This window comes from Arthrobacter sp. Bi26 (assembly GCF_918697925.1).
Classification (GTDB): domain Bacteria; phylum Actinomycetota; class Actinomycetes; order Actinomycetales; family Micrococcaceae; genus Arthrobacter.
In genome coordinates this window covers 1-23,425 of sequence record NZ_CAKKMF010000014.1, presented here as the reverse complement: position 1 = coordinate 23,425, position 23,425 = coordinate 1, and the positions used below count along the sequence as shown (strand labels likewise).

At 67.7% G+C, this 23,425-nt stretch carries 21 protein-coding genes and 1 tRNA gene; 14 read left to right on the top strand and 8 right to left on the bottom strand.

The annotated features are described in order from the left end of the window. Positions 1–119 precede the first annotated feature (119 nt). The 7 genes from LQV16_RS05495 (at position 120) to LQV16_RS05465 (ending at position 7,445) form a co-directional block, all read left to right on the top strand. Entirely contained in the window at positions 120–791 is a 672-nt protein-coding gene (locus LQV16_RS05495; protein ID WP_229992935.1) for a DUF501 domain-containing protein, read from the top strand. After that, positions 788–1,771 (top strand): Ppx/GppA phosphatase family protein, encoded by a 984-nt coding sequence (locus LQV16_RS05490; RefSeq protein ID WP_229992893.1) that lies wholly within the window; start codon positions 788–790, stop codon positions 1,769–1,771. The genes LQV16_RS05495 and LQV16_RS05490 overlap by 4 nt, the downstream gene beginning before the upstream one ends. A 65-nt stretch (positions 1,772–1,836) precedes the next feature. Then, the gene (locus tag LQV16_RS05485) at positions 1,837–3,231 is read left to right on the top strand and encodes a S8 family serine peptidase (RefSeq protein WP_229992892.1); all 1,395 of its coding nucleotides are present in this window, start codon (positions 1,837–1,839) and stop codon (positions 3,229–3,231) included. A gap of 38 nt (positions 3,232–3,269) precedes the next feature. Then, positions 3,270–4,733, top strand: a complete 1,464-nt coding sequence (locus LQV16_RS05480) for an FAD-dependent oxidoreductase (RefSeq protein WP_229992891.1) — start codon at positions 3,270–3,272, stop codon at positions 4,731–4,733. Between the two features lie 124 nt (positions 4,734–4,857). Next, on the top strand, positions 4,858–5,802 hold the full coding sequence (locus LQV16_RS05475) for an N-acetyltransferase (protein WP_229992890.1): 945 nt from the start codon (positions 4,858–4,860) through the stop codon (positions 5,800–5,802). Positions 5,803–5,834: 32 nt separating this feature from the next. Next, a tRNA-Leu gene (locus LQV16_RS05470) sits at positions 5,835–5,908 on the top strand. A gap of 187 nt (positions 5,909–6,095) precedes the next feature. After that, entirely contained in the window at positions 6,096–7,445 is a 1,350-nt protein-coding gene (locus LQV16_RS05465; protein ID WP_229992889.1) for an ABC transporter substrate-binding protein, read from the top strand. 391 nt (positions 7,446–7,836) lie between these two features. Here the strand turns inward: LQV16_RS05465 and LQV16_RS05460 are convergent, their stop codons facing one another. The 4 genes from LQV16_RS05460 to LQV16_RS05445 are packed head-to-tail and all read right to left on the bottom strand — an operon-like array spanning position 7,837 to position 11,947. After that, complete coding sequence (locus tag LQV16_RS05460) at positions 7,837–8,610, bottom strand: ABC transporter ATP-binding protein (protein ID WP_229992888.1); 774 nt, start codon at positions 8,608–8,610, stop codon at positions 7,837–7,839. Continuing rightward, on the bottom strand, positions 8,607–9,689 hold the full coding sequence (locus LQV16_RS05455) for an ABC transporter ATP-binding protein (RefSeq protein ID WP_229992887.1): 1,083 nt from the start codon (positions 9,687–9,689) through the stop codon (positions 8,607–8,609). The genes LQV16_RS05460 and LQV16_RS05455 overlap by 4 nt, the downstream gene beginning before the upstream one ends. Beyond that, positions 9,686–10,654 carry a branched-chain amino acid ABC transporter permease gene (locus LQV16_RS05450; protein ID WP_229992886.1) on the bottom strand — a complete coding sequence of 323 codons (969 nt, stop codon included), beginning with the start codon at positions 10,652–10,654 and terminating at the stop codon, positions 9,686–9,688. The genes LQV16_RS05455 and LQV16_RS05450 overlap by 4 nt, the downstream gene beginning before the upstream one ends. 9 nt (positions 10,655–10,663) lie before the next feature. After that, the gene (locus LQV16_RS05445) at positions 10,664–11,947 is read right to left on the bottom strand and encodes a branched-chain amino acid ABC transporter permease (protein ID WP_229992885.1); all 1,284 of its coding nucleotides are present in this window, start codon (positions 11,945–11,947) and stop codon (positions 10,664–10,666) included. A gap of 307 nt (positions 11,948–12,254) precedes the next feature. Here LQV16_RS05445 and LQV16_RS05440 point away from each other — a divergent pair, with 307 nt between their 5' ends. Both LQV16_RS05440 and LQV16_RS05435 read left to right on the top strand, forming a co-directional pair. Then, positions 12,255–13,334: a hypothetical protein gene (locus tag LQV16_RS05440; protein WP_229992884.1), complete on the top strand. Its 1,080-nt coding sequence runs from the start codon at positions 12,255–12,257 to the stop codon at positions 13,332–13,334. Between the two features lie 166 nt (positions 13,335–13,500). After that, on the top strand, positions 13,501–14,448 hold the full coding sequence (locus LQV16_RS05435) for a Bax inhibitor-1/YccA family protein (RefSeq protein WP_229992883.1): 948 nt from the start codon (positions 13,501–13,503) through the stop codon (positions 14,446–14,448). A 116-nt stretch (positions 14,449–14,564) separates the two neighbouring features. Here the strand turns inward: LQV16_RS05435 and LQV16_RS05430 are convergent, their stop codons facing one another. Both LQV16_RS05430 and galK read right to left on the bottom strand, forming a co-directional pair. Next, positions 14,565–15,803: an acetyl-CoA C-acetyltransferase gene (locus LQV16_RS05430; protein WP_229992882.1), complete on the bottom strand. Its 1,239-nt coding sequence runs from the start codon at positions 15,801–15,803 to the stop codon at positions 14,565–14,567. A gap of 20 nt (positions 15,804–15,823) precedes the next feature. After that, positions 15,824–16,984, bottom strand: coding sequence for a galactokinase (gene galK, locus LQV16_RS05425; protein ID WP_229992934.1), 1,161 nt, complete (start codon positions 16,982–16,984; stop codon positions 15,824–15,826). Between the two features lie 76 nt (positions 16,985–17,060). On the opposite strand from galK, the gene LQV16_RS05420 reads away from it, so the two are divergent. The 4 genes from LQV16_RS05420 (at position 17,061) to LQV16_RS05405 (ending at position 21,331) form a co-directional block, all read left to right on the top strand. Next, entirely contained in the window at positions 17,061–18,035 is a 975-nt protein-coding gene (locus tag LQV16_RS05420) for an aldose 1-epimerase family protein (protein WP_229992881.1), read from the top strand. A gap of 90 nt (positions 18,036–18,125) precedes the next feature. Next, positions 18,126–19,439 carry an AI-2E family transporter gene (locus LQV16_RS05415; RefSeq protein ID WP_229992880.1) on the top strand — a complete coding sequence of 438 codons (1,314 nt, stop codon included), beginning with the start codon at positions 18,126–18,128 and terminating at the stop codon, positions 19,437–19,439. A gap of 21 nt (positions 19,440–19,460) precedes the next feature. Next, positions 19,461–20,699 carry a threonine ammonia-lyase gene (ilvA, locus tag LQV16_RS05410; protein ID WP_229992879.1) on the top strand — a complete coding sequence of 413 codons (1,239 nt, stop codon included), beginning with the start codon at positions 19,461–19,463 and terminating at the stop codon, positions 20,697–20,699. A gap of 5 nt (positions 20,700–20,704) precedes the next feature. Continuing rightward, on the top strand, positions 20,705–21,331 hold the full coding sequence (locus LQV16_RS05405) for a rhomboid family intramembrane serine protease (protein WP_229992878.1): 627 nt from the start codon (positions 20,705–20,707) through the stop codon (positions 21,329–21,331). 156 nt (positions 21,332–21,487) lie between these two features. Here the strand turns inward: LQV16_RS05405 and greA are convergent, their stop codons facing one another. Together greA and LQV16_RS05395 are read right to left on the bottom strand one after the other, a co-directional pair. Next, positions 21,488–21,982: a transcription elongation factor GreA gene (gene greA, locus LQV16_RS05400; protein WP_229992877.1), complete on the bottom strand. Its 495-nt coding sequence runs from the start codon at positions 21,980–21,982 to the stop codon at positions 21,488–21,490. Between the two features lie 207 nt (positions 21,983–22,189). Beyond that, a complete protein-coding gene (locus LQV16_RS05395) occupies positions 22,190–22,642 on the bottom strand; it encodes a DUF4307 domain-containing protein (protein ID WP_229992876.1) in 453 nt (150 codons plus the stop codon). 108 nt (positions 22,643–22,750) lie between these two features. Between LQV16_RS05395 and mca the strand changes: the two genes are divergently transcribed. Next, positions 22,751–23,425 (top strand): mycothiol conjugate amidase Mca (mca, locus tag LQV16_RS05390; RefSeq protein WP_229992875.1); only part of this gene is annotated, 675 nt, incomplete at its 3' end.

Genomic DNA, 23,425 nt, shown 5'->3' with positions numbered 1-23,425 from the left:
GGCAGGAAGGTGCCACTCCCGTGGACGAGAACCGAGTGGACCAGAACCGAACGGACGAGAACGACGGCGCCCCGACGTCGGCGCCACGGCACAGGGCAAGCGTCCCGGAGGCCTCCCGCGTGCCGTCGCCGCACGACCTCGAGGTCCTGAGCCGCCAGCTGGGCCGGCCCGTGCGCGACGTCGTCGAAATCCCGGCCCGCTGCGTCTGCGGTAACCCGCTCGTGGCTGCCACCTCGCCGCGGCTCAGCAACGGTACGCCGTTCCCCACCACGTTCTACCTCACGCACCCGGTGATCACCTCGGCGGTATCGCGGCTGGAGGCCGCCGGGCTGATGAACGAAATGAACGACCGGCTCGCCGCGGACACCGGGCTCGCGGACCGGTACCGTGCCGCCCACGAGGCATACCTGGTCTCCCGTGCCGAGATCGGCGCGCGCTCCGGCATCGGTGCCGTTCCGGAAATCGACGGCGTCTCGGCCGGCGGAATGCCGACGCGCGTCAAATGCCTTCACGTCCTCGTGGGGCACTCGCTGGCCGCGGGCCCGGGAGTGAACCCGCTCGGGGACGAGTCGATCGCCGCCATCGCCGAATGGTGGACCGTGGACCGCTGCTACTGCGACGGCGCCTGGGACACCGGCGGCGAGGCCCCGTCCCGGGACCTCAGCCGCCATGGTCCGCAAGGCCTGCCGGAGATCGTGGGCCGGCCCGCGCCGGTCCGCAAGTCCCGCGGCGCCGCCGACGCCGGCGCTGCTGAGAATGCCGGCGCCGCCGGCACGGGGGAGTCCAGATGACCCGGGTCGCGGCCATCGACTGCGGCACCAACTCGATCCGCCTACTCATCGCAGATGCGAACGCAGATGCGAACCCAGATGCTGGCGCAGGCGGCGCAACCGGGCAGCCCACACCGCGGCTGACCGACATCGTGCGGGAAATGCGCGTGGTCCGGCTGGGCCAGGGCGTGGACTCTACGGGTGAACTGGCCCAGGAAGCGCTTGAGCGCACCTTCGCCGCGACCCGGGACTACGCCGCCCTCATCCGCGAGCACGGCGCAGCCAAAGTGCGCTTCGTGGCCACCTCCGCCACCCGCGATGCCAGCAACCGGCAGGTCTTCGTCGACGGCATCCGCGCCATCCTCGGCGTCGAGCCCGAGGTGATCACCGGAGACGAGGAAGCCGCGCTGTCCTTCGCCGGCGCCAGCAGCGTCCTGCCCTCCCGCGGGGAGGACCCCGTGCTGGTGGTCGACCTCGGCGGCGGAAGCACGGAGTTTGTGCTGGGCGACGCCGGCGGCGTCATCGCCGCCCGCTCGGTCGACGTCGGCTGCGTCCGGATGACCGAACGGCACCTGCGCAGCGATCCGCCCACGCCGGAGCAGATCGCAGCGGCCGAGGCCGACGTCGACGCCGCCATCAGCGAGGCGGCACGGACCGTTCCGCTGGAACGCGCCACCGTCGTCGTCGGCGTGGCCGGTTCCGTCACCACCATCACGGCGCACGCGCTGCGCCTGCCGGAGTATTCGCCGGCCGCGATCCACGGCACCGAACTGGACCTGGACGCGGTCCGGAAGGCATGCACCGAGCTGCTCGAAATGACCCGGGAGGAGCGGGCCGCGCTGCCGTACATGCACCCAGGGCGGGTGGATGTGATCGGCGCCGGCGGCCTCGTTTGGCGGCGGATCCTGCAACGCCTGGCCGATGTCACGGGCGGGCGCATCACCACGGCCGTGAGCAGTGAACACGATATTCTTGACGGAATTGCCCTCAGCATCCGATGATCCCGCCCCAGCAGTTGTGCCTCCGCGCGCGCCTTGCCGCTGGTGCATCCGCCGATAGGACCTGAATGACCAGAGCAACAGCCCGGCGCCGCCGGACCGCCTCCGCGTTGATGGCCTTGGCCCTTGCCGGCGGAGCGTCTACGGCGGCGCTGACCTTGGCCGCGCCCGCCTACGCCGACTCCTGGCGGGATAAGGAATACTGGCTCGCCGAGTCCGGCATCACCAAAGCCTGGGACGTATCCAAGGGAGCCGGCGTCAAAGTCGCCGTGATTGACAGCGGCATCGACGGCCAGCATCTGGACCTCGCTGGCGTGCTTGCCGGCGGCACCGACATCTCCGGCGCCGGCAATCCCAACGGCCAGGCGAGCATCGGGGCCAAACCCGAACACGGCACCTTAGTGGCCACCATGCTCGCCGGGCGCGGGCATCAGGCGCCCGACGCGACCGCCAAACCAACTGCCAGCGCCGCACCCGGGGCTGTAGTTGGCCCGGACGGGATCGTCGGCGTCGCCCCGGAAGCCCAGCTGCTGTCCGTTTCCACCTGGCTGGGTTCCGCCAACCCGGGCGGCAAGAGCGACCAGGACCAGATCCCGGAGGCAGTGCGCTGGGCGGTCGACAACGGCGCCCGCGTCATCAACATCTCCCTCGGCAGCACGTCACCGGAATGGCCGCAGAGCTGGGACGCGGCCTTCCTCTACGCCGAACAGAAGGACGTCGTGATCGTCGCCGCCGCGGGCAACCGCGTGGGCGGCAACGTCCAGGTCGGCGCGCCGGCCACGATTCCCGGCGTCCTGACGGTCGCCGGTCTGGACCGCGCCGGCGCGGCCAGTATCGACTCCTCCTCCCAGGGCATCAGCATCGGCGTCGCCGCTCCCGCCGAGGACCTGGCCGGCGGCATGCCCGGCGGCGGCTATGCCGAGTGGGCGGGCACCTCCGGGGCCACACCCATCGTTTCCGGCGTCGCTGCCCTGATCCGCTCCAAATGGCCCGAAATGTCCGCGAGCCAGGTCATCAACAGGATCGTGAGCACGGCCAAGGACGCCGGGGCGCCCGGGAAGGATCCGCTTTACGGCTTCGGGGTGCTGAACGCCGAGGCCGCCCTCAAGGCCGATGTCCCGGAAACCAAGGTCAATCCGCTGGGGTCGATTTCGGACTGGATCCGCGTCCACCGGCGGGGAAACCTCGCCACGACAGCACCGGCGGCGGCGGCCGCGCCCTCCAGCGCTGTCCCCACCCTGCCCGAGGCGACCGTGCCGGTCGCGGAGAAGCCGTCCCAGCTGAACAGCGCCCTGCCGGCCGTCGTCGTCCTGGGCTTCGGCTGCCTGCTCGTGGGAATCGTAGTGGCCGCTGCCGTCCAGTTGCGGGCCGCCATGCGAACGCCGCCGAAGCGCGGGCCCGGTGGTCCGGCCAAGGCCGAACCCGGGGCCGCCAACCCGGTGGACTCCAGCAACCCGTCGTAGTTAGTGAAGGTTTTCACAAACTACTGTATTCTTGACGCATGGCATCCTCCCTTCAGCTCCAGGACCGTCCCCGGGTACTCGTCGTCGGCGGCGGGTACGTCGGCCTGTATGTAGCCCTTAAACTTCAGAAAAAGATCGCGAATGCTGGTGGCATTGTCACCCTCGTGGATCCGCTGCCCTACATGACCTACCAGCCCTTCCTGCCGGAAGTTGCCGGCGGCAACATCGAGGCGCGCCACGCAGTCGTCTCGCACCGCCAGCACCTGAAGCAGACGGAGCTCATCCAGGGCCGCGTCACCTCAATCGACCACGCCAACCGCACGGCAGTGGTCGCACCCTCCGACGGCGGCGACACCTTCGAGGTGCCGTACTTCGACGTCGTCCTGGCCGCCGGCGCCATCACCCGCACGTTCCCCATCAAGGGCCTCGCGGAAAAGGGCATCGGCCTGAAGACCATCGAAGAGGCTGTCGCCCTGCGCAACAAGGTTCTCGAGCGCATCGAGACCGGCTCCCTCATGACGGACCCCGTTGAGCGCGCCCGCGCCCTGACGTTCGTCGTCGTCGGCGGCGGCTTCGCCGGCATCGAGTGCATCACCGAAATGGAAGACCTCGCCCGCGCCGCGGTCAAGAACAACCCGCGCGTCAAGCAGGAGGAAGTCCGCTTCGTCCTGGTCGAGGCCATGGGCCGCATCATGCCCGAGGTCACGGCACCGCAGGCCGTATGGGTGGTCGAACACCTCCGCAGCCGCGGCATCGAGGTCCTGCTGAACACCTCCCTCGACAACGCCGAGGGTTCCCTGAAGCTCATCAACCTCCCGGACAAGAGCCCGGCCCAGGAATTCGAGACTGACACCCTGGTCTGGACTGCCGGCGTGCAGGCCAACCCGATGGTCCGCTCCACCGACTTCCCGCTCGAGCCGCGCGGCCGCGTCCGCGTCCTGGCCGACCTGCGCATCGCAGGCGACGAGGGCATCATCGACAACGCCTGGGCTGCCGGCGATGTCGCTGCCGTCCCCGACCTCACGGGCAGCGGCCTGCCGGACGGCACCTGCGTGCCGAACGCCCAGCACGCCCTGCGCCAGTCCAAGCGCCTGGCCAAGAACCTGTGGGCCTCCCGCTGGGACAAGCCGCTCAAGGACTACAAGCACAAGAACCTCGGCGCCGTCGCCGGCTTCGGCGAATGGAAGGGCGTGGCCAACATCAACCTGGTTGGCCGCATCGGCCTCAAGGGCCCGCTGGCCTGGCTGGCACACCGTGGCTACCACGGCATGGCCATCCCCACCGTGGAGCGCAAGATCCGCGTGATCTCCGGCTGGCTGTGGGCCTTCTTCCTGGGCCGCGACACCACGCAGCTGATGGACCTGGACAACCCGCGCGGCGCCTTCGTGGCCGCAGCGACGCCGGCCCCGAAGCCGGCCGCTGCTCCGGAACCCGCCAAGGCCGAAGCCAAGCCTGAAGCCAAAAACGACACCAAGGAAGCTGTTCCGGCCGACTCCAAGTAGCCTGATCCGAGCTTTCGGCGGCGGCTGTTCCCCTCCGGGGGAGCAGCCGCCGTTTTCGTTGCCGGAAGCCGCGGGGGCGCCGGGAAGGGGCAGGTGCGCAGGGCCCCGCGCCTAGACTGGCTCCATGACAGCTGAAAAGGACCTGCACACCCTCCTGGCCACCATGCACCCCGAACTGCGCGAGGGCGACTACGTCTACGCCCTGTGGCCGCACGGCAGACCCCTGGCCGGGGCAATCGCGGCTGCCGTCCGTGAGGCGGAAGGGCTGACCGTTGTGCTGCCGCGGGACGAAGCAGACAGCCTGGGGCTCTCCTACGACTTCGTCGCAGCGTGGATTACGCTCCAGGTGCACTCGTCGCTTGAGGCGATCGGCCTGACGGCAGCCGTCAGCGCCGCCCTGACCGAGGCGAAGATCAGCTGCAACGTCCTGGCCGGCTTCCACCATGACCACCTGCTGGTCCCCGTGGCCGACGCCGACCGTGCTCTGGAGATTCTGCACGAACTGGTCGCAGACCATGGGGAGCACAAGCCGGCACCGGACCTCGTGTTGCGCAGCGAGGAACCGGCGGACCGCCCGGCCATCCTCGCCCTGACAGCCGCCGCGTTTGCCATTTCACCCGTCACGGGGCATCACGTGGACGGCGAACCCGAAGAGGTGAAGCTGCTGGCCCAGCTGTTCGAGAGCCAGGAATACCTCCCCGAGTTCAGCGTCGTTGCCGAACTCAACGGCGAAATCGTGGGGCACGTGATCAGTACCCGCGGCTGGGTGGGCGAACTGGAGCTGCTCGGGCTCGGGCCGATCGGGGTGGTGCCCCGGCTGCAGCGCCACGGCATCGGCACCGCGCTCATGAACGAAACCGTGGCGCGGGCCAACGCCGCGGGGGAGCGGGGGATCGCGCTGCTGGGCAGCCCCGACTACTACTCCCGCTTCGGCTTTGTACCGTCCACATCGCTCGGGGTGGCACCACCGGAGGCCGGCTGGGGCGCGCACTTCCAGCTGCTGCCGCTCGCCGTCTGGCCCGGCGGCGTCAGCGGCACCTTCCGCTACGCCGGCCCTTTTTCGGGCTGATCCGTCCGGCGACGGGATACCATTGACCGGGCGCCCCAGTAGCCCAATTGGCAGAGGCAGCGGACTTAAAATCCGCGTGTTGTGGGTTCGAGTCCCACCTGGGGCACTTTGCTGCGCGCCGCCCAGAAACCGCCGCGTAACCCTCCAGATTTCCTCTATGCAACGAGTGTTATAAGGATGTGACCGTAGTCACTTATTTTCACGTCGAAATTGCACTAGCTTGAAGTGGAATCAGGAACACCTGATCTTTCGCGTCAAAGGCCGTTCGCACCTTTAGATCGAGGAGCTTGTACATGACTTCACTCCCCCAGGTTGCGCCCCGCATCGCTAAGCTCACAGTGCTTAGCCTCGGCGTCGCCCTTCTGGCTACGGCTTGCGGTGGTTCACCCGCCCCGAGTTCGACGGGATCCAGCTCAGCCGCGGCCGCGGGCATCGCGTGCCCGGCACCCAGCGCCACCGGCGCCGGCACCAGCGCTGCCGGCGAAACGGGCACCGTGCCCGCTTCTGCCACCACCACCCCCACGCCCCTGAAGATCGGCTCGCTCCTGCCGACGACAGGTTCGCTGGCCTTCCTCGGCCCGCCCGAAATTGCCGGTGTTAACCTCGGCATCAAGGAGGTCAACGACGCCGGCGGCGTCCTGGGCAAGCCTGTCGAGGTCATCCACCGTGACTCCGGCGACACCAAGACCGACATCGCCACCCAGTCCACCACGGCACTGCTCGGACAGGGCGTCAGCGCCATCGTCGGCGCCGCCTCCTCGGGTGTCTCAAAGACCGTGATCAACCAGATCACCGGTGCAGGCGTCGTCCAGTTCTCCCCGGCCAACACCTCGCCGGACTTCACCGCGTGGGATGACAAGGGCCTCTACTGGCGCACCGCCCCCTCGGACGTGCTCCAGGGCAAGGTCCTCGGCAACTACATGGCCACCTGTGGCGCCCAGACGGTCGGCATGATCGTCCTGAACGACGCCTACGGAACCGGCCTTGCAAAGAACGTCCAGGCCGCTTTCGAGGCAGCCGGCGGCAAGGTTGTTGCCCAGGAGCTCTTCAATGAGGGCGATTCCCAGTTCAGCAGCCAGGTGGACAAGGTTCTGGCCGCCAAGCCGGACGCCATTGCCCTGATCACCTTCGACCAGGCCAAGAGCATCGTTCCGCTGATGACGGGCAAGGGCGTCAAGCCGACCCAGATCTTCATGGTGGACGGCAACATGTCCGACTACAGCAAGGACTTCCAGCCGGGAACCCTCAAGGGCGCCCAGGGCACCATCCCGGGCACCTTCGCCAAGGAGGACTTCAAGAAGCAGCTCCTGGCGATCGACCCGGCGCTGAAGGACTACAGCTACGCGGGTGAGTCCTACGATGCCGTGAACCTGGTCGCACTGGCTGCCGAGGCCGCCAAGAGCACCAAGGGCACTGACATCGCGGCCCAGCTCAAGGCAGTCTCTGAAGGCGGCGAGAAGTGCAACACCTTCCCCACCTGCGTCACCCTGCTCCGCAACGGTAAGGACATCGACTACGACGGCCAGTCCGGCCCCGTGTCGTTCTCCGACGCCGGCGACCCCACGGAAGCCTACATCGGCATCTACGAGTACCAGGATGACAACACCTACAAGCCGGCCAAGGAAGAATTCGGCAAGCTGTAAGCCGCTTCCCACCGACACGCAAAAGACCCCCGTCCAGTCCGGACGGGGGTCTTTTGCGTACGGGAGCAGCGTAAGTGTCACGCCGGGCCCAGACGCGTTCGACGCCGGGAATCCGGTTCAGCCCGCTAGATGCCGGCCCTAACCCAACGCCGCGGGCGCCGTCGCCGTCCCGCCGGGGGAGCGGCCGGTGAGACAAACGCTGAGGGCGACGGAGGCAGGCGCTTGTGAAAGCGCCGTTGTTGCGTGAGGAACGAGCGCAGGCGCCGAGCAAGTGGCTGCGGAGGCGCCCGGACGGTACCAACCGGGGCCGAGTCCGGAGCGACCTACGCCGGGCACGCAGAAGGGCCGCCACCGGCTGGTGACGGCCCCTGCGGGAATACTGCCCGAAGCGCTATTCCACAGTGTCTGCGAGCGTTCCCAGGTAGAGCTGGATGACCTTGGGATCCTTCATGAGTTCCCGGCCCGTACCCGTGTACGCGTCCTTGCCCTGGTCCAGCACGTAGCCGCGGTCGCAGATCTGCAGGCAGCGGCGCGCGTTTTGCTCCACCATGATGACTGAGACGCCGGCCCGGTTGATCTCGTGGACCCGGAGGAAGGTCTCATCCTGCTTGACAGGGGAGAGGCCCGCAGAGGGCTCATCGAGCAGCAGCACGGCCGGGTCCATCATGAGGGCCCGTCCCATGGCGACCATCTGGCGTTCGCCGCCGGAGAGCGAGCCGGCCCGCTGGGCGCGCCGCTTGCCGAGCTCCGGGAACAGCTCGGTGACGAAGTCGAACCGTTGGGCGAAGTCCTTGGGCCGCTGGAACATGCCCATCTGCAGGTTTTCCTCGATGGTCAGGGCCGCGAACACGTTGTTGTTCTGCGGAACGAAGCCGACACCCTTGCTGACGAGCTTGTTGGCCTTGAGCCCGGTGATGTCCTGCCCGCGGACCACTACCGAGCCGGAGTGGACTTTGACCAGGCCGAACATGGCCTTCAACAGCGTGGATTTGCCGGCGCCGTTGGGGCCGATGATGCCGATCAGCTCACCCTTGCGGGCTTCGATGCTGCAGCCGTTGAGGATATTGACGCCGGGGATGTAGCCGGCCACCAGATCGGTGACCTTCACGACCGAGTCGCCGTCGAAGGCGGGCTGGGCGGCCGGTGCCGCGCTGGTGGCGCTCATTCTGTGTCCTTCTCTGTGCGGTTCGGCTCTTCGGCGCGGTTCGGCTCGCCGGCGCTGCGGCGGCCACGCGTCGTCCCGTTCTTCGCCGCTTCCTCCGCCTCAGTGGCGAGGACGTCGGCGGAGATGATGCCGGCGTTTTCAGTGCCGACAATCGACTCCTCGTCGGCGACCAGTTCCGCGGCCAGTTCCTTGATGCCCTCCGCATCGCCCAGATCCACGTCGTGATGGGCGCCGAGGTAGGCGTCGATCACGGCGGGGTTCTTCATGACTTCGGCGGGAGGCCCTTCGGCCACGATCTTGCCTTCTGCCATCACGACCACCCAATCGGCGATGTGGCGGACCATGTTCATGTCGTGCTCGACGAACAAGACGGTCATGCCCTCGGCCTTGAGGTTCTTGATGTGGTCCAGCAGAGACTGCGTCAGCGCCGGGTTGACGCCGGCCATCGGCTCGTCGAGCATGACCAGCTTGGGCCGGACCATGAGGGACCGGGCCATTTCCAGCAGCTTCCGCTGCCCGCCGGACAGCGACGCTGCGTAGTCGTCCTTCTTGGCGTCCAGCTTGAACTTCTCCAGCAGCACGTTGGCTTCCTGGGTGATCTTCTTTTCCTGGCCGCCCCAGATGCCCTTGAACAAGGCTTTGGACAGCCGTTCGCCGGACTGGCTGGAGGCGCCGAGGCGCATGTTCTCCAGGACTGTGAGCTTGCCCATGACCTTGGTGAGCTGGAACGTGCGTACCATTCCCATGCGGGCAACCTTGTACGAGGAGACGCCGGCGATGTTGTTGCCCTCGAACTGCCATGTACCCGAGTTCGGGGTGTCGAATCCCGTGAGGAGGTTGAACAACGTGGTCTTGCCGGCGCCGTTGGGGCCGATCAGTGCAGTGATCTTGTGCCGCGGGATCTCGAGGTACTGGACGTCGACGGCGTTGATGCCGCCGAAGCTGCGGGTGACGTTTTCCGCCACCACGATCGGATCACGCTTCTTGCAGCCGGGCGCGATCTCTCCGGCAGCGATCGGACGGGTGTCCGTCATGTAGTCGATGCTCTCTGCGCGCGACTCTTCGCTTGGATTGCTCATGCGAATGCCAGCTCCTTCTTATTGCCGAGAACGCCCTGGGGCCTGAAGATCATCAGCAGCATGAGCGCCACGCCGACCAGGATATAGCGCAGCTGCCCGGCCTGGACCGTGTTCAGCCACGTGATGGTGCCGGACTCGATCAGGCCGTAGAGGATGCCCTGGGTGAGTGAGAGCACCACCCAGAAGATCATGGCGCCGACCACCGGGCCGAGCACGGTGCCGAGGCCGCCGAGCAGCAGGCAGGTGTAGAGGAAGAACGTCAGTTCCGTGCCGTAGTTGGCCGGCTGCACCGCGCCGCGGGGAATCGTGAAGATCATGCCTGCCAGGGCACCGAGCGCGCCGCCGATGATCAGGGACTGCATCTTGTAGGCGTAAACGTTCTTGCCGAGCGAGCGGACGGCGTTCTCGTCCTCGCGGATGCCCTTGAGGACCCGGCCCCAGGGGCTTCGCATCAGCAGCCAGACAATGACGCAGAAGATGGCCACGACTGCCCAGGCGACCACCCGGATGAAGAAGTCGCGGTTGTTCATGCCGATGTAGGTGCCCGGCGGGAAGGGGTTCATGGCGTAGAAATCGCCCTCGAAGGCGGCCAGGCCGTTGGCCGAGCCGGTGATGGCGGTCAGCTGGTTGGTCGTGACGATGTAGCGCACGATTTCGGCCGCCGCGATGGTCACGATGGCCAGGTAGTCCGCCCGGAGCCGCAGCGTCGGGATGCCCAGCAAGAGGGCGAAGATGGCGGAGCAGACGACGGCGATGAGCAGTCCGATGAAGAACGGCACATGGAACGTCAGGGTGGAGATGGCGAAGCCGTAGGCCCCCACTGCCATGAAGCCTGCTTGGCCGAAGTTGAGCAGGCCGGTGTAGCCGAAGTGGACCGCGAGGCCGAGGGTGGCCAGGGCGTAGGCAGCTGTCGTCGGGCTGAAAAGCTCGCCGGCGGCGCTGGAAAATATGAATCCGAAATCCATGGCTGTCTCCTAACCCACGCGCTCGCGGCGGCCCAGAATGCCCTGAGGCCTGAACAAGAGGACAACAATCATGATGAACAACGCTCCCACGTATTTGAGGTCGGCTGCGAGACCGAACACGGTGGTCAGCTCAACGAAGATGCCGACGATGATGGAACCGACCAGGGCGCCCCAGACCGTGCCGAGGCCGCCGAGGGTGACGCTGGCGAAGATGAGCAGCAGGATCTGGGAGCCCATGTCGAAGGTGACGCCGGGCCGGTAGTAGGCCCAGAGGATGCCGCCGAGGGCGGCGAGCATGCCGCCGACCACCCAGACGATCCGGATGACGGAGTCGACGTCGATGCCGGAGGCTGCGGCCAGCGCCGGGTTGTCGGCCACCGCGCGGGTGGCCTTGCCGAGGCGGGTCTTGAGCAGGACGACGCCGAGGGCGGCGATCACGACGGCGCTGACGAGGAGGGACAAGAGGTTGTTGGGGGAGATGGAGATCGGGCCGATCAGGATTTCCACGCTCTGGGCGAACGGCAGTTGCTGGGTGGCGCCGCCGAAATAGAACTGGATGATGTAGCGCACGGACAGGGCGAGGCCGATGCTGACGATCATCATCGGAACAAGCCCGGTTCCGCGGCGCCGCAGCGGCTTCCACAGGCCCGCGTCCTGGACGTAGCCGAACAATCCGCCGCCGACGACGGCCAGGACGACGGCCAGCCAGAACGGCAGGTGCATCTGGTTGAAGGCGAACACCAGTACCGCGCCGAGGGTGACCATTTCTCCGTGGGCGAAGTTCGTCAGGCCGGTGGTGCCGAAGATTAGGGACAGGCCCACGGACGCGAGGGCGAGCAACAGGCCGAAGCTCAGCCCTGCCACCAGCCGGTTGAGCAGGTTTTGCATGAAGTTCTGCTGCTCCACGACAATGCCCTTGCCAAAGGTGAAGATTACCGAGAGGTTTGAGGTCTGGCTGAAGGTGACGTTGCGGGGGTTCTCCTGGCCCTCGGCCAGTTTGATGCCCTCCGGCAGCGTGGACTCGTCGAGTTCGACCTGGTAGGTCCCCTGGGTGGGGACGCCAATAGTCCAGGCGCCGTTGGGTCCCGATTTCGTGGTTCCCGTGAAATCGCCACTCGTGGCGGTGATGGTTACCCCGGGGATCGGTGCGCGGTCGTCGCCGCGCAGGAAGCCGCTGATGCTGTTGGTGAACTGGGTGGCCGACGGGGATGGTGTCGGCGAGGGGGTCGTGGCGCTGGACGCCGGGGCCACGATGAGCAGTAGCGCAGCCGTGGCTGCAAATACTGCCCCCACAGCCCTCAATAGTCTGCCGCGCCGTCTCTGCGACAGGCCGCTCGTTGTGCTTCTCAAATTGAAAACCTCCACATGGGGGTGCTGTGGGTTGCGCCTTTGCAACCGTTGCGAACGGTCAGGGGACGAGCGTCTCGCAATACGATCCATTGTTGTGATGTCCGTCACCCTGTGTGGCCTATGCTACAGCCCGGGCGAGGCAAAGAATGCCGCTGCGAGCAGGCAGAACGTCGCGATCGGGTAACAACCGTGTAGTCGCGGGAGTACCTCGCTGTAGCCCCGCTAAAGAAAACTTTTGTTGATTCCGAGTATGCCTAAACAGTGGCCGGTCCGGTCCCCGGTTTGCCCGGCCAACCCGGTGCCGGTGCTGCCCGCCGGGCACATCCGCTCCGGCGTGGGGAACCAGCAAATCCAAGCTTTTTCCAAGTCCTCCGGCGTTATCGTGCGAAGAGCGCCTGAACCGATCTTGGAGGGCCGACTGATGAACCGGGTGGTGAAGCTGTGCCTCGCAGGTTCGCTTGTGCTGGCGATCCTGGGCCTTCCGGCGCTCAGCCTCGGCCCCGAGCCCGCCGGGGCGCAGGCCTGCGTGCCCTCGACAGATGCACTCACCGACCCCTATCCGGGGAACATGGCGGCGGCCTCCACCTTTGAAGCTGGCACCTTGGACGGATTCGGCGTCTCCACGGCCGGGACGGGAAATGCCTCGGTGTCCACCGGGCTGTCGCACTCCGGTAATTGTGCCGCCCGCCTGCACACCACCGCAGGGCCCGGCTCCATCGCCAGGCTGACCGTGGGCCTGACCCCCGGAAACACCGAGGCGTATGCGGACGGATGGTTCAATATCGCCGCTGAGGGAATGGCAGGGAACAATGTTCCCTACTTCCGGTTCTTTTCCGGCGGAGTCCGCGTCCTGGACGTTTTCCGGCAGAACATCTCCCATGAACTGGTGCTCCGCACGTCATCACCCGCGGGGTTCGCCTACACGACTTTGCGGCGGGATGTCCCCACTGACTCCTGGCACCGGCTGGTCATGCACGTGGTCCCCAACGGTCCCGGGACCACCGTCCAAATCTGGTGGGACGGGCGTTCCGTCTACGCGGGCACAGTCAGCATTTCCGCGACGACACTCGACACGGTCCAGCTTGGCTCCGAACACGATCAGCAAATGGCCGACATCTACATCGACGACGTCATTGTCAACAGCGGCACGGGAACGCCGGCGCCGGTTCCCGGCCCGCTCCCGGAGCCGAAGGGGGATCCGTCGAAGCGGCTCGACGATTTCCGCGACGACGGACAATCCGCCGTGCTGGCAGCCGGAACCGGTGCGCGGCGCACCGGGCGCCCGGCACGCCCAAAACGGCCGGCGTCCATGCGGGCTTCCTGGGCCTGAATATCCCGCTGGTTTAGGTCACGGTTCGGTTGCGGCGGCTCCCTGAGGGAACTATCCCTCCCCGCCGGCCGTGGGAATTGGTAGCGTGACTATATAAAACTCCCTTTCGTATAGTCCGCATCGCACCGGAACATCACCCACCCCCTTATTTTGGAGGACACCCGCAATGGCATCTGGCGGAAACCCGATCTTCAGCGGAAAGAATTTCCGCGAAGCCACCCAGGCACCGCCTGCCCCGCAGGCCCCGTATGGCCAGAACCCCTATGGCCAAAACCCCTACGGTCAGGCCCCCTACGGTCAGGCCCCCTACGGCCAGAACCCCTACGGTCAGGCCCCGGGCCAGGGCGGGTGGAATTCTGCGCAGCAGGGCATGACCCAGGAACAGCTCCAGGACCTGTACAACCGCCCGGCGGCCGGCCCGGCTGACATCGGCAAGATGACGTACGACGACGTCATCATGAAGACTGCCGGGTGCCTCGGGATCCTGGTGGTCGGCGCCGCAGTGGCCCTCGCCGTCCCGCAGGGCACCGGATCCATGCTGATGATCCTCGGAGCCCTCGGTGGCTTCGCCCTCGCAATGGTCAACACCTTCAAGAAGCAGCCGTCCCCCGGGCTGATCCTTGCCTACGCCCTGCTCGAAGGATTCTTCCTCGGCGGCCTGACCCGCATCCTTGACAACCTGTTCCCGGGCGTCGGCATCCAGGCCGTCGTCGGGACGCTTTCCGTCTTCGCCGTGACGTTGGTGCTGTTCAAGAGCGGCAAGGTCCGGGCGACGCCCAAGCTCATGCGGTTCTTCATGATTGCCCTGATCGGCTATGCAGTGTTCGCGCTGGTCAACATGTTCATGATGATGACCGGGGCCGTGACCACGCCGTTTGGCCTGAGCACCAGCATGGAGATCATGGGCATCCCGCTCGGCGTCTTCATCGGCGTCCTGGCGATCGGCCTGGCCGCCTTCTCCCTGATCATGGACTTCACATCCATCGAGGCGGCCATCAGCGCCGGAGCCCCGCAGCGCTTCTCCTGGACCGCCGCCTTCGGCCTCACGGTCACGCTGGTCTGGCTCTACGTCGAGATCATCCGACTGCTGGCCATCCTCCGCGGTGACGAGTAACCGCCGTCGTCCCTGAACACCGTTTCCTAACGAGGAGCCCCGCCTAACGGCGGGGCTCCTCGCGTTTGCGGCAGCCAGCTGCAATGCGTCAACTGCAATGCGTCAGTTGCCCACCGTCAGCTGAGCCGCTCCAGCACAACCGCCATGCCCTGGCCGCCGCCGACGCACAGCGTGGCCAGGCCGAGGGAGGCGTCGCGGGTGCGGAGTCCGTTGAGCAGCGTGGTGGTCATGCGGGCCCCGGTCATCCCGAAGGGGTGGCCGAGGGCGATGGCGCCGCCGTGGACGTTGAGCTTCTCCGGATCGATGGCGAGCTCCCGCGCGCTGGCCACCACCTGGACCGCGAACGCTTCGTTGAGCTCCACGAGGTCGATCTCGCGGATGGTCAGCCCGGCGATTGTCAGCGCCCGGCGGGTCGCTTCCACCGGGCCCATGCCCATCAGCTCCGGGGACAGGGCGCTGACACCGGTGGAGACGATCCGGGCCAGCGGCTCGAGGCCCAGCTCGCGGGCGCGCGCGTCACTCATGACCACGACGGCGGCGGCCCCGTCATTGAGCGGACACGCGTTCCCGGCCGTCACGGTGCCGCCGCTGCGGAAGACCGGCTGCAGCGCACCCACGGCCTCCGCGGTGACGCCGGGACGCGGCGAATCGTCGCGGTCGATCACTGTGCCGTCGGCGCGGGTGTAGGGGGTGATTTCTCGGGCGTAGAACCCGGAGGCGATGGCCGCCTCGGCCCGGTTCTGGCTGAGCACCGCCCAGGCGTCCTGCTCCTGGCGGGTGATGCCGTAGCTTGTGGCGACGTTCTCCGCCGTCTGGCCCATGGCGATGTACACGTCCGGCATCCGGCCGCCCAGGCGCGGGTCGGTCCACGGAGTGTTGGAGCCCGCGCGGGCCTCGGTGCGTTTGCGGGCCGCCTCGAATCGCGGGTTGTGCGTGCTCGCGTCGGTCTCGCCGGCACCGGCCCATTCCCGGTAGCGGGACACCGCCTCCACGCCGGCGGCCACGAACGCCTGGCCTTCGCCGGCTTTGACGGCGTGGAATGCCATCCGGAGCGTCTGCAGGCTGGAGGCACAAAAACGGTTGATGGTGGCGGCCGGAACGTTGTCCAGCCCGGCCAGGATGCTGACCACGCGGGCCATGTTGGAGCCGGCCTCGCCGCTCAGCTCGGCGCACCCCAGATAGATGTCGTCCAGGCCACGGCCCGGCCCGGCGGCGGCATCGAACGCCGGAATCCCGGCGAGGGCCGCCGTGACCATGGCGGCGGCGAGATCGTCAGGCCGCTCGTCTTTCAGGGACCCCTTGAACGCGCGCCCGATCGGGCTTCGGGCAGTGGAAACGATGACGGCTTCTGGCATGCGCCCAGACTACGCCCCGCCTATGCCACGCGCATGGCCCCGGCCGCAGGACTGACGCTGAAGACCTCCGGTGCCGCGTACCCGGCCCGGGCGAAGGCCCGTTCGACGGCGGCACGCACCTGCTGCTCCGATCCCGCCGGGGTCAGTGCGATCGCGGAACCGCCGAAGCCGCCGCCAGTCATGCGGGCCCCGATCGCGCCGGCGGACCGCGCCGCGTCCACGGCAAGGTCCAGCTCGGCGCAGGAGATCTCGAAGTCATCGCGCATCGAGGCATGGGACGCGTCCAGCAGGGGGCCAATGGCGGCCGGGCCCTCGGTGTCCAGCAGCTCCACCGTCTGCAGGACGCGGTCGTTTTCGGTGACCACATGCCGGAGGCGGCGGAACGTCTCCGGGTCCAGGAGCCCGCTGGCCTCCTCGAGGTCCTCGAACCCGACGTCGCGCAGCGCCGGCACGCCCAGGACCTCGGCGGCGAGTTCGCACGATTCCCGCCGGGCCGCGTACCCGCCGTCGGCGTGGGAATGGGAAACCCGGGTGTCGATGACCAGCAGCACCAGCCCCGCGGCGTCGGCGTCGAACGGCACCAGCCGGACACTCTGGTCCCGGCAGTCGAGGAAGACGGCGTGGCCGGCCGTGGCCCGCAGCGAGGCGGACTGGTCCATGATGCCGGTGGGCGCGCCGACGAAGTCGTTTTCCGCCCGCTGGGTGGCCAGGACCATGTCCTGCGCGGAGAGGCCCGCGGCCATGAGCTCATTCAGCGCCGAAATCACGGCGCATTCAATGGCGTGGGAGGAGGACAGGCCGGCGCCGCGGGGGACATCGGAATCCAGGAGCAGGTCCACGCCGGGAACCGGCAGGCCCTGCTGCTGCAGGGCCCAGATGACCCCCAGCGGGTACTTTGTCCAGCCCCTGGCGCTGGCGCGGGCCAGCGAACCGGTGTCCGCGGTGGTCAGCCCCTGGTTCCCAAACGTGGAGAGCAACCGCACTGTGGAATCCGGCCGGACCCTGACGGCCACCCGGGCCGCCCGGTCGATGGCAAACGGCAGGACGAAGCCCTCGTTGTAATCGGTGTGCTCGCCGATGAGGTTGACCCGTCCCGGTGCCCGCCACACGCCGTCGGGCCGGGCGCCGAAGACCGCCTCAAACCGGGCGGCGAGCCCGCTGCTGTCCAGGGGAGGATTCATGGCCTGGCGCCTGCGCTGCTGGAAGTCATGGAACCAAGGTATACGGGTTGCCGGGCGGGTCTGTACGGTGGTCATCATGGATCTCTCAGCGACCCCCTTGGCCTCCGGCCCCGATGAAACCATGCGGCGGTACGCCACCGGGCGGCAATACGAGCTCCGGCGCGGCGACGCCCTGGCCGTCGTCACCGAACTCGCCGCCGGCCTGCGGCTCTACAGCCGTGGCGGCACTGCCCTGACGGAGAGCTATGGCGATGCCGACATTCCGCCCGGCGCCACCGGAATCACCCTGGCACCGTGGGCCAACCGGGTGGAAGACGGTGTCTGGTACCTCAACGGCAAGAAGCTGCAGCTGGACATCACCGAGGCCTCCCGCAACAACGCCAGCCACGGGTTGCTGCGGAACTCCTCCTACGACCTCGTGGACGAGGACGAGTTCTCCGTCACCCTGGAAGCGGCGGTCTTCCCGCAGCACGGCTACCCGTTCCTGCTCAGGCACCGGGTCCGCTACGAACTGGCGGAGGACCTGGGGCTGGTAGTGCGCCAAACCCTTATCAACGACTCCCAGGACCCAGCGCCGTTCGTGCTTGGCGCGCACCCGTACCTGCGGCTGGGCGATGTGCCCAGCGAGGACCTCACCGTGAGCGTGGACGCCCGGACCCGGCTGGTCGCCGATGACCGCCTCATCCCGCGCAGCACCGAGCCGGTCAGCGGCGACTTCGATCTGCGCGGCGGCCGGCCGGTGGGGACGCTGGACCTCGATTCGGCCTATACGGACCTGGACTTCGACGGCGGCATCGCCCGGCACACGCTGAGCTCCCCGGACGGGCGGACCGTAAGCCTATGGCAGGACGCCAGCTGCGGTTACGTCCATGTCTTCGTGACGACCGAATTTCCGGGCCGGTCGAAGGCGGTCGCGATGGAGCCGATGACCGGGCCCGCCAACGCGTTCAACAGCGGCGAGGGCCTGCGCTGGCTTGCGCCGGGGGAGCAGTTCTCCATGACCTGGGGCATCTCGGCCTCGCTGACGGCAGGGGCTGACCCCAGGGGCTGACCGGGCGGCCGGGGGAACCGGCCCCGCGGCCCGGCCCCACCAGCCGGTTGCTGGTTTCCTATTAACCGGCCGCTGCGGAATCATGGGGCTATGACGCCAGCTGAGGACGCCGTACCCGCCACAAGCCCTTCCCCTTCCGCGGCCGGGACGGGGGCGCGTGCCGGGGCCCGGCCCCGGACCGACCGCGAGATCGACCAGGACATTCCCTACGGTGTGCGGATCGCCGCCGCCTGGGCGTGGCGCGCCGGGCTGATCCTGCTGGTGGTCGGGGGCCTGGTCTGGATGCTGAGCCACGTCAGCTTCCTCATCATCCCCGTCATGGTGGCCGCCCTCCTGTCAGGGCTGCTCAGCCCCGCAGTGCGCTGGATGGCCAAACGCAGCGTGCCCAAGGGGCTCGCCGTCGCCATCACGGTGCTCGGCTTCATCGGCATCATCGTCGGTGCCCTGACCCTGGTGGGGCGCCAGCTCATGCAGGGCTTTGGTGAGCTGTGGTCCCAGGCGCTCACGGGCGTGCAGCAGGTCCAGACCTGGCTGTCCGAGGGCCCGCTCCACCTGACGGCCGCACAGATCGACAAGTACATCGAAGACGCCACCGCCGCGCTGCAGAACAACAGCAGCAGCATTCTCAGCGGGGCCCTGACGTTCGGGAGTACGGCCGGGCACTTCGCCGCCGGCCTGGTCCTGGCGCTGTTCATCCTGATCTTCTTCCTGCTCGAAGGCGACAGGATCTGGGCCTTCCTCGTCAGCCTCATGCCCCGGAAGGCGCGCCGCGCCACGGACGGTGCGGGCCGCCGCGGCTGGACTTCCATGGTCAGTTACGCCCGCATCCAAATGTTCGTCGCGTTCGTGGACGCCGTGGGAATCGGCGTCGGCGCCGCCATCATTGGCGTGCCGCTCGCGCTGCCGCTGAGCGTGCTGGTCTTCCTCGGTTCCTTCATTCCGGTGGTCGGTGCGCTGGTCACGGGCGCCATCGCCGTATTGCTGGCACTGGTCGCCAACGGGCCCGTCAACGCCCTGATCATGCTGGCGATCGTGCTCGGCGTCCAGCAGCTCGAAAGCCACATCCTGCAGCCGCTCGTCATGGGCAAGGCCGTCTCCCTCCACCCCGTGGCCGTGATCCTGTCCGTCGCGGCGGGCTCCTACCTCGCCGGGATCCCCGGCGCACTGTTCTCCGTTCCGATCCTCGCCGTAGCAAACTCGTCGATTCGCTACATCGCGGGCAGAACGTGGGAACATGATGAAGTGCTGGCAACCGCGGGACCAGAGGGCAGCCCTGCCCTCGAACCCGGCGCAGACGCCACCTTCACAGACGTCCACCTGCCGGGCGGAACCCCCGGCCGCGAGGGCGCCGCACCCAACAGCGGTGCTCCAGGCAGCGATGCCGGACGGGGCACCAGCGCCTGATCCGAAGAAGGAGAACAGTTCGTGAATACCCTTGAGAGCCTGCCCGTCACGCTGGACGCTGTCCTGGAGGCGCAGAAGCTGCTCGACGGGATTATTACGCGGACGCCCGTGGAATCATCGCGGGCCCTCGGCAGCACGGTGGGCGGCGAGGTCTTCCTCAAATGCGAAAACCTGCAGCGCGCCGGCTCCTTCAAGGTCCGCGGCGCCTATGTGCGGATGGCCAAGCTCTCCGACGCCGAAAAGAAGCGCGGCGTCGTGGCGGCTTCCGCCGGAAACCACGCCCAAGGCGTGGCTGTCGCAGCCAAGAGCCTCGGCATCAAGGCCCGGATCTACATGCCGCTCGGCGTCGCACTGCCCAAGCTTGCCGCCACCCGTAGCCACGGCGCCGAGGTGGTGCTGCACGGCCACAACGTGGACGAGGCGCTGGCCGAAGCCAAGCGCTACGCCGACGAAAGCGGCGCCGTCTTTGTCCACCCGTTCGACGACGTCGACGTCGTCGCCGGCCAGGGGACGGTGGGGCTGGAAATCCTCGAACAGGTCCCCGACGTCGATACCATCCTCATGGGCGTCGGCGGCGGCGGCCTCCTCGCAGGCGTTGCCGTTGCCGTGAAGGCACGCGCCAAGGAACTTGGCCGTGACATCCGCATCATCGGCGTCCAGGCCGAGAACGCTGCCGCCTACCCGCCCTCGCTCGCCGCCGACGCCCTCGTCCCGCTCAAGAAGGTCTCCACCATGGCGGACGGCATCGCCGTGGGCCGGCCGGGCCAGCTGCCGTTCAGCATCATCCGCGAGCTCGTCGACGACGTCGTCACGGTCAGCGAAGACGCCCTGGCCAGGGCGCTGATCTTCCTGCTGGAACGCGCCAAGATGGTGGTGGAACCCGCCGGGGCCGTCGGCGTCGCGGCGCTCATGGAAGGCAAGATCGAAAACCCCGGAACCGTTGCGGTGGTTCTCTCAGGCGGCAACATCGATCCCATGCTGATGCTCAAGGTCATCCAGCGCGGCCTCTCCGCCGCCGGCCGGTACATGACCGTGCGGATGATGCTGGACGACCGTCCGGGCTCGCTGGCCACAATCGCCCGCATCATCGCCGAAAACGACGCCAACGTCACGGGCCTGGACCACACGCGGGTGGGCGGCTCCATCAGCATGGGCGACGTCTCCATCACCGTCAACCTGGAAACCAAGGGCCACGAGCACTGCAGCCAGGTCCTTGCGGCGCTGCGTGCCGAGGGTTTCCAGCCGATCGTGGTGCACTAGGGGCCATGGTGACGGACGGGTCCCCGGGACGGCCGCCGGGAGTGGGGGACAATGCCGCGGCACGGGCCCGCCGGGGTCTGCTGGTGGTCGGTTCCTTCGTGGTGCTGCTCTACCTGATCGAGATCGTCAACACCGCGCTGTTCCACTCCCTGAACCGCACGTTCGGGCTGCGGCCGCGCAGCCTGGACGGGTTCCTGGACATCCTGACGTTTCCGCTGCTGCACTCCAGCCTTGCCCACCTGATGTCCAACACGCTCCCGCTCATCATCTTCGGGTTCCTCGTGTTCCTCTCCGGGCGGCGGGTGTTCATCACCGCCCTGGCCGCCAGCTGGCTGGCGTCCGGGCTCGCGGTGTGGCTCATCGGCGGCGCCAGCATCACGGTCGGTGCCTCCGGCCTGGTGTTCGGACTCTTCGCGTTCCTCCTGGTCCGCGGCTTCATCAACCGGAACTGGTGGCAGATCGTGCTGTCCGTGGTGCTGTTCATGGCCTACGGCGGCATCCTGTTCGGCGTCCTGCCCACCGTGGCCAGTTTTATCTCGTGGCAGGCCCACCTGGGCGGCGCGATCGGCGGCGTCGCGGCCGCACTGCTGCTGAGCACCCGGCGCCCGGGGGCGCTGCCCGCCGGACGCTGACAACCCGGGGGAGACCCTGCACCCTCGCGCCAGGCTGTCGCGCCAGGCTGACCCGCCAAAACAGGCGGAAAACACGACGCCGGCCGCCCCGCGAAGGGGAGACCGGCGTCGCTGTTTCGTGAAAGTGTTCCGTCACGGACGGAACGTGTTGCGGTGTCAGCCGGCGTACGGCTTGGCGGACATGATCTCCACCGTGATGTCCTTGCCGTTCGGGGCGGTGTAGCTGAGCTTGTCGCCCTCCTTGTGGCCGACGATGGCCGCGCCGAGGGGGGACTTCTCGCTGAAGACATCCAGGTCCGAGTCGCCGGCGATCTCGCGGGAGCCGAGGAGGAAGGTTTCCTCGTCGCCTGCGATCTTGGCCACGACGATCATGCCGGGCTCGACGATGCCGTCGTCGGCCGGTGCCTCGCCGACGTGGGCGTCCCGGAGAAGGGCCGTGAGCTGGCGGATGCGGGCTTCGATCTTGCCCTGCTCCTCCTTGGCAGCGTGGTAGCCGCCGTTCTCCTTGAGGTCGCCCTCCTGGCGCGCAGCTTCGATCTTCTGGACGATTTCTGCCCGGCCGGGGCCGGAAAGGTTGTCCAGCTCTGCCTTCAGGCGGTCAAAAGCTTCCTGGGTAAGCCAAGCCGCAGTTGCGCTGTTGGTGGTAGACACGGACTTCTCCTTTGGGTGGTCATACAAGCAAAGACCCCGCCACGGTGGCCACTTTTATGACGCAGTAACCAGCTCAGCGGGGGAAAGGTATTGATCCATTGTAGTCAATGCTGTGGATAAACCAAAGAGCACAGCGGCGTGGGTCACACCGTGTTACAGGCCGCTTCAGCCGGCTTCAGTCTACGTGCGGCCGGCGCTTGCCGCGGTCTACTTCCCGGCGTCGGGAATCCAGCAGCTGTCCACGACACCGGAGACCGCCTGGGATTCCGTGCGCAATTGGGTGCGGTGGGCGGTGGTGCGACCGCCGTCGGTGCCGACGTCCGCCGCGTTCGGCCCGATGTCCACGACCTTCCAGCCGACGATCGCGAACTTGGAGTCCATGGCCTTGACGGCGCATTTCGCATCCGCAGCGGGGTCCTTGGTGACCTGGAAGTCGATTTCCGTCAGCGTGGCGTCGGGGGTGCTGTAGCCGACATCCTTGAAGCTGACACTATCGGTGGCGGCCGAGGTCGATACCCAGGCCAGGAAGGCGACGCCCACGGCAAGGGCGGCGATCAGGATGTTGCGTTTGGCCTTGCGGGTCAGCGCGCGCTTTTGGCCGCCGTATCGATTGGCTAGGCTGGTAGGTGCCGGCGCGGCAGGCTGATCCTCGGAAGTCACCAGTCCAGTTTAGTGTGGATCGGACCGGGATTTTTCCGTGGCGGCTGGCCGCACAGATCAAGCCGCACTCCAACAGAGCAGAACAGCAGAAAGAGGAGCCGTCCCACGATGACAGCATCCCCCAGCCCGTCAGCACCGCTTCGCCTGCTGGCGGTCCATGCTCATCCCGACGACGAATCCAGCAAGGGTGCCGCCACGATGGCGATGTACGCCGCCGCCGGTGTGGACGTCATGGTGGCCACATGCACCGACGGCTCCCGCGGCGACATCCAGAACCCCGCGATGGAGGGACAGCCGCACCCCAAACGCGACATGGCCGGGGCGCGCCGGCTCGAGATGGACGCCGCCGCGGAGGTCCTCGGCATCCGGCAGCGCTGGCTCGGATTCGTCGATTCCGGGCTGCCGGAGGGCGACCCCCTGCCGGCCCTGCCGCCCGGGTGCTTCGCCCTGCAGCCGCTGGAGCGGGCGACCGCGCCGCTGATCCGGCTGGTCCGGGACTTCAAGCCGCACGTGATCCTCAGCTACGACGAGAACGGCGGCTACCCGCACCCGGACCACATCATGGCGCACCGGGTGGCCGTCGAGGCCTTCGCCGCCGCCGGTGATCCGGCCCGGTACCCGGGCATCGGGGAACCCTGGGAGCCCAGCAAGCTCTACTATGATCGTGCCTTCAGCCCGGACCGCTTCCGCGCCCTCCACTCTGCGCTGGAAGAGGCCGGCCTGCAGTCGCCGTATGCGGAGCGGCTGGCCGCCTGGCTGGAAGCGGACGCGGAAGGGCACACC

Excerpts from the sequence above, each read along its gene's own strand:
- LQV16_RS05490 (WP_229992893.1), top strand. The coding sequence starts at position 788 with ATGACCCGGGTCGCGGCCATCGACTGCGGCACCAACTCGATCCGCCTA.
- LQV16_RS05485 (WP_229992892.1), top strand. The coding sequence starts at position 1,837 with ATGACCAGAGCAACAGCCCGGCGCCGCCGGACCGCCTCCGCGTTGATG.
- LQV16_RS05480 (WP_229992891.1), top strand. The coding sequence starts at position 3,270 with ATGGCATCCTCCCTTCAGCTCCAGGACCGTCCCCGGGTACTCGTCGTC.
- LQV16_RS05475 (WP_229992890.1), top strand. The coding sequence starts at position 4,858 with ATGACAGCTGAAAAGGACCTGCACACCCTCCTGGCCACCATGCACCCC.
- LQV16_RS05465 (WP_229992889.1), top strand. The coding sequence starts at position 6,096 with ATGACTTCACTCCCCCAGGTTGCGCCCCGCATCGCTAAGCTCACAGTG.
- LQV16_RS05460 (WP_229992888.1), bottom strand. The coding sequence starts at position 8,610 with ATGAGCGCCACCAGCGCGGCACCGGCCGCCCAGCCCGCCTTCGACGGC.
- LQV16_RS05455 (WP_229992887.1), bottom strand. The coding sequence starts at position 9,689 with ATGAGCAATCCAAGCGAAGAGTCGCGCGCAGAGAGCATCGACTACATG.
- LQV16_RS05450 (WP_229992886.1), bottom strand. The coding sequence starts at position 10,654 with ATGGATTTCGGATTCATATTTTCCAGCGCCGCCGGCGAGCTTTTCAGC.
- LQV16_RS05440 (WP_229992884.1), top strand. The coding sequence starts at position 12,255 with ATGCCTAAACAGTGGCCGGTCCGGTCCCCGGTTTGCCCGGCCAACCCG.
- LQV16_RS05435 (WP_229992883.1), top strand. The coding sequence starts at position 13,501 with ATGGCATCTGGCGGAAACCCGATCTTCAGCGGAAAGAATTTCCGCGAA.
- LQV16_RS05430 (WP_229992882.1), bottom strand. The coding sequence starts at position 15,803 with ATGCCAGAAGCCGTCATCGTTTCCACTGCCCGAAGCCCGATCGGGCGC.
- galK (WP_229992934.1), bottom strand. The coding sequence starts at position 16,984 with ATGAATCCTCCCCTGGACAGCAGCGGGCTCGCCGCCCGGTTTGAGGCG.
- LQV16_RS05420 (WP_229992881.1), top strand. The coding sequence starts at position 17,061 with ATGGATCTCTCAGCGACCCCCTTGGCCTCCGGCCCCGATGAAACCATG.
- LQV16_RS05415 (WP_229992880.1), top strand. The coding sequence starts at position 18,126 with ATGACGCCAGCTGAGGACGCCGTACCCGCCACAAGCCCTTCCCCTTCC.
- LQV16_RS05405 (WP_229992878.1), top strand. The coding sequence starts at position 20,705 with ATGGTGACGGACGGGTCCCCGGGACGGCCGCCGGGAGTGGGGGACAAT.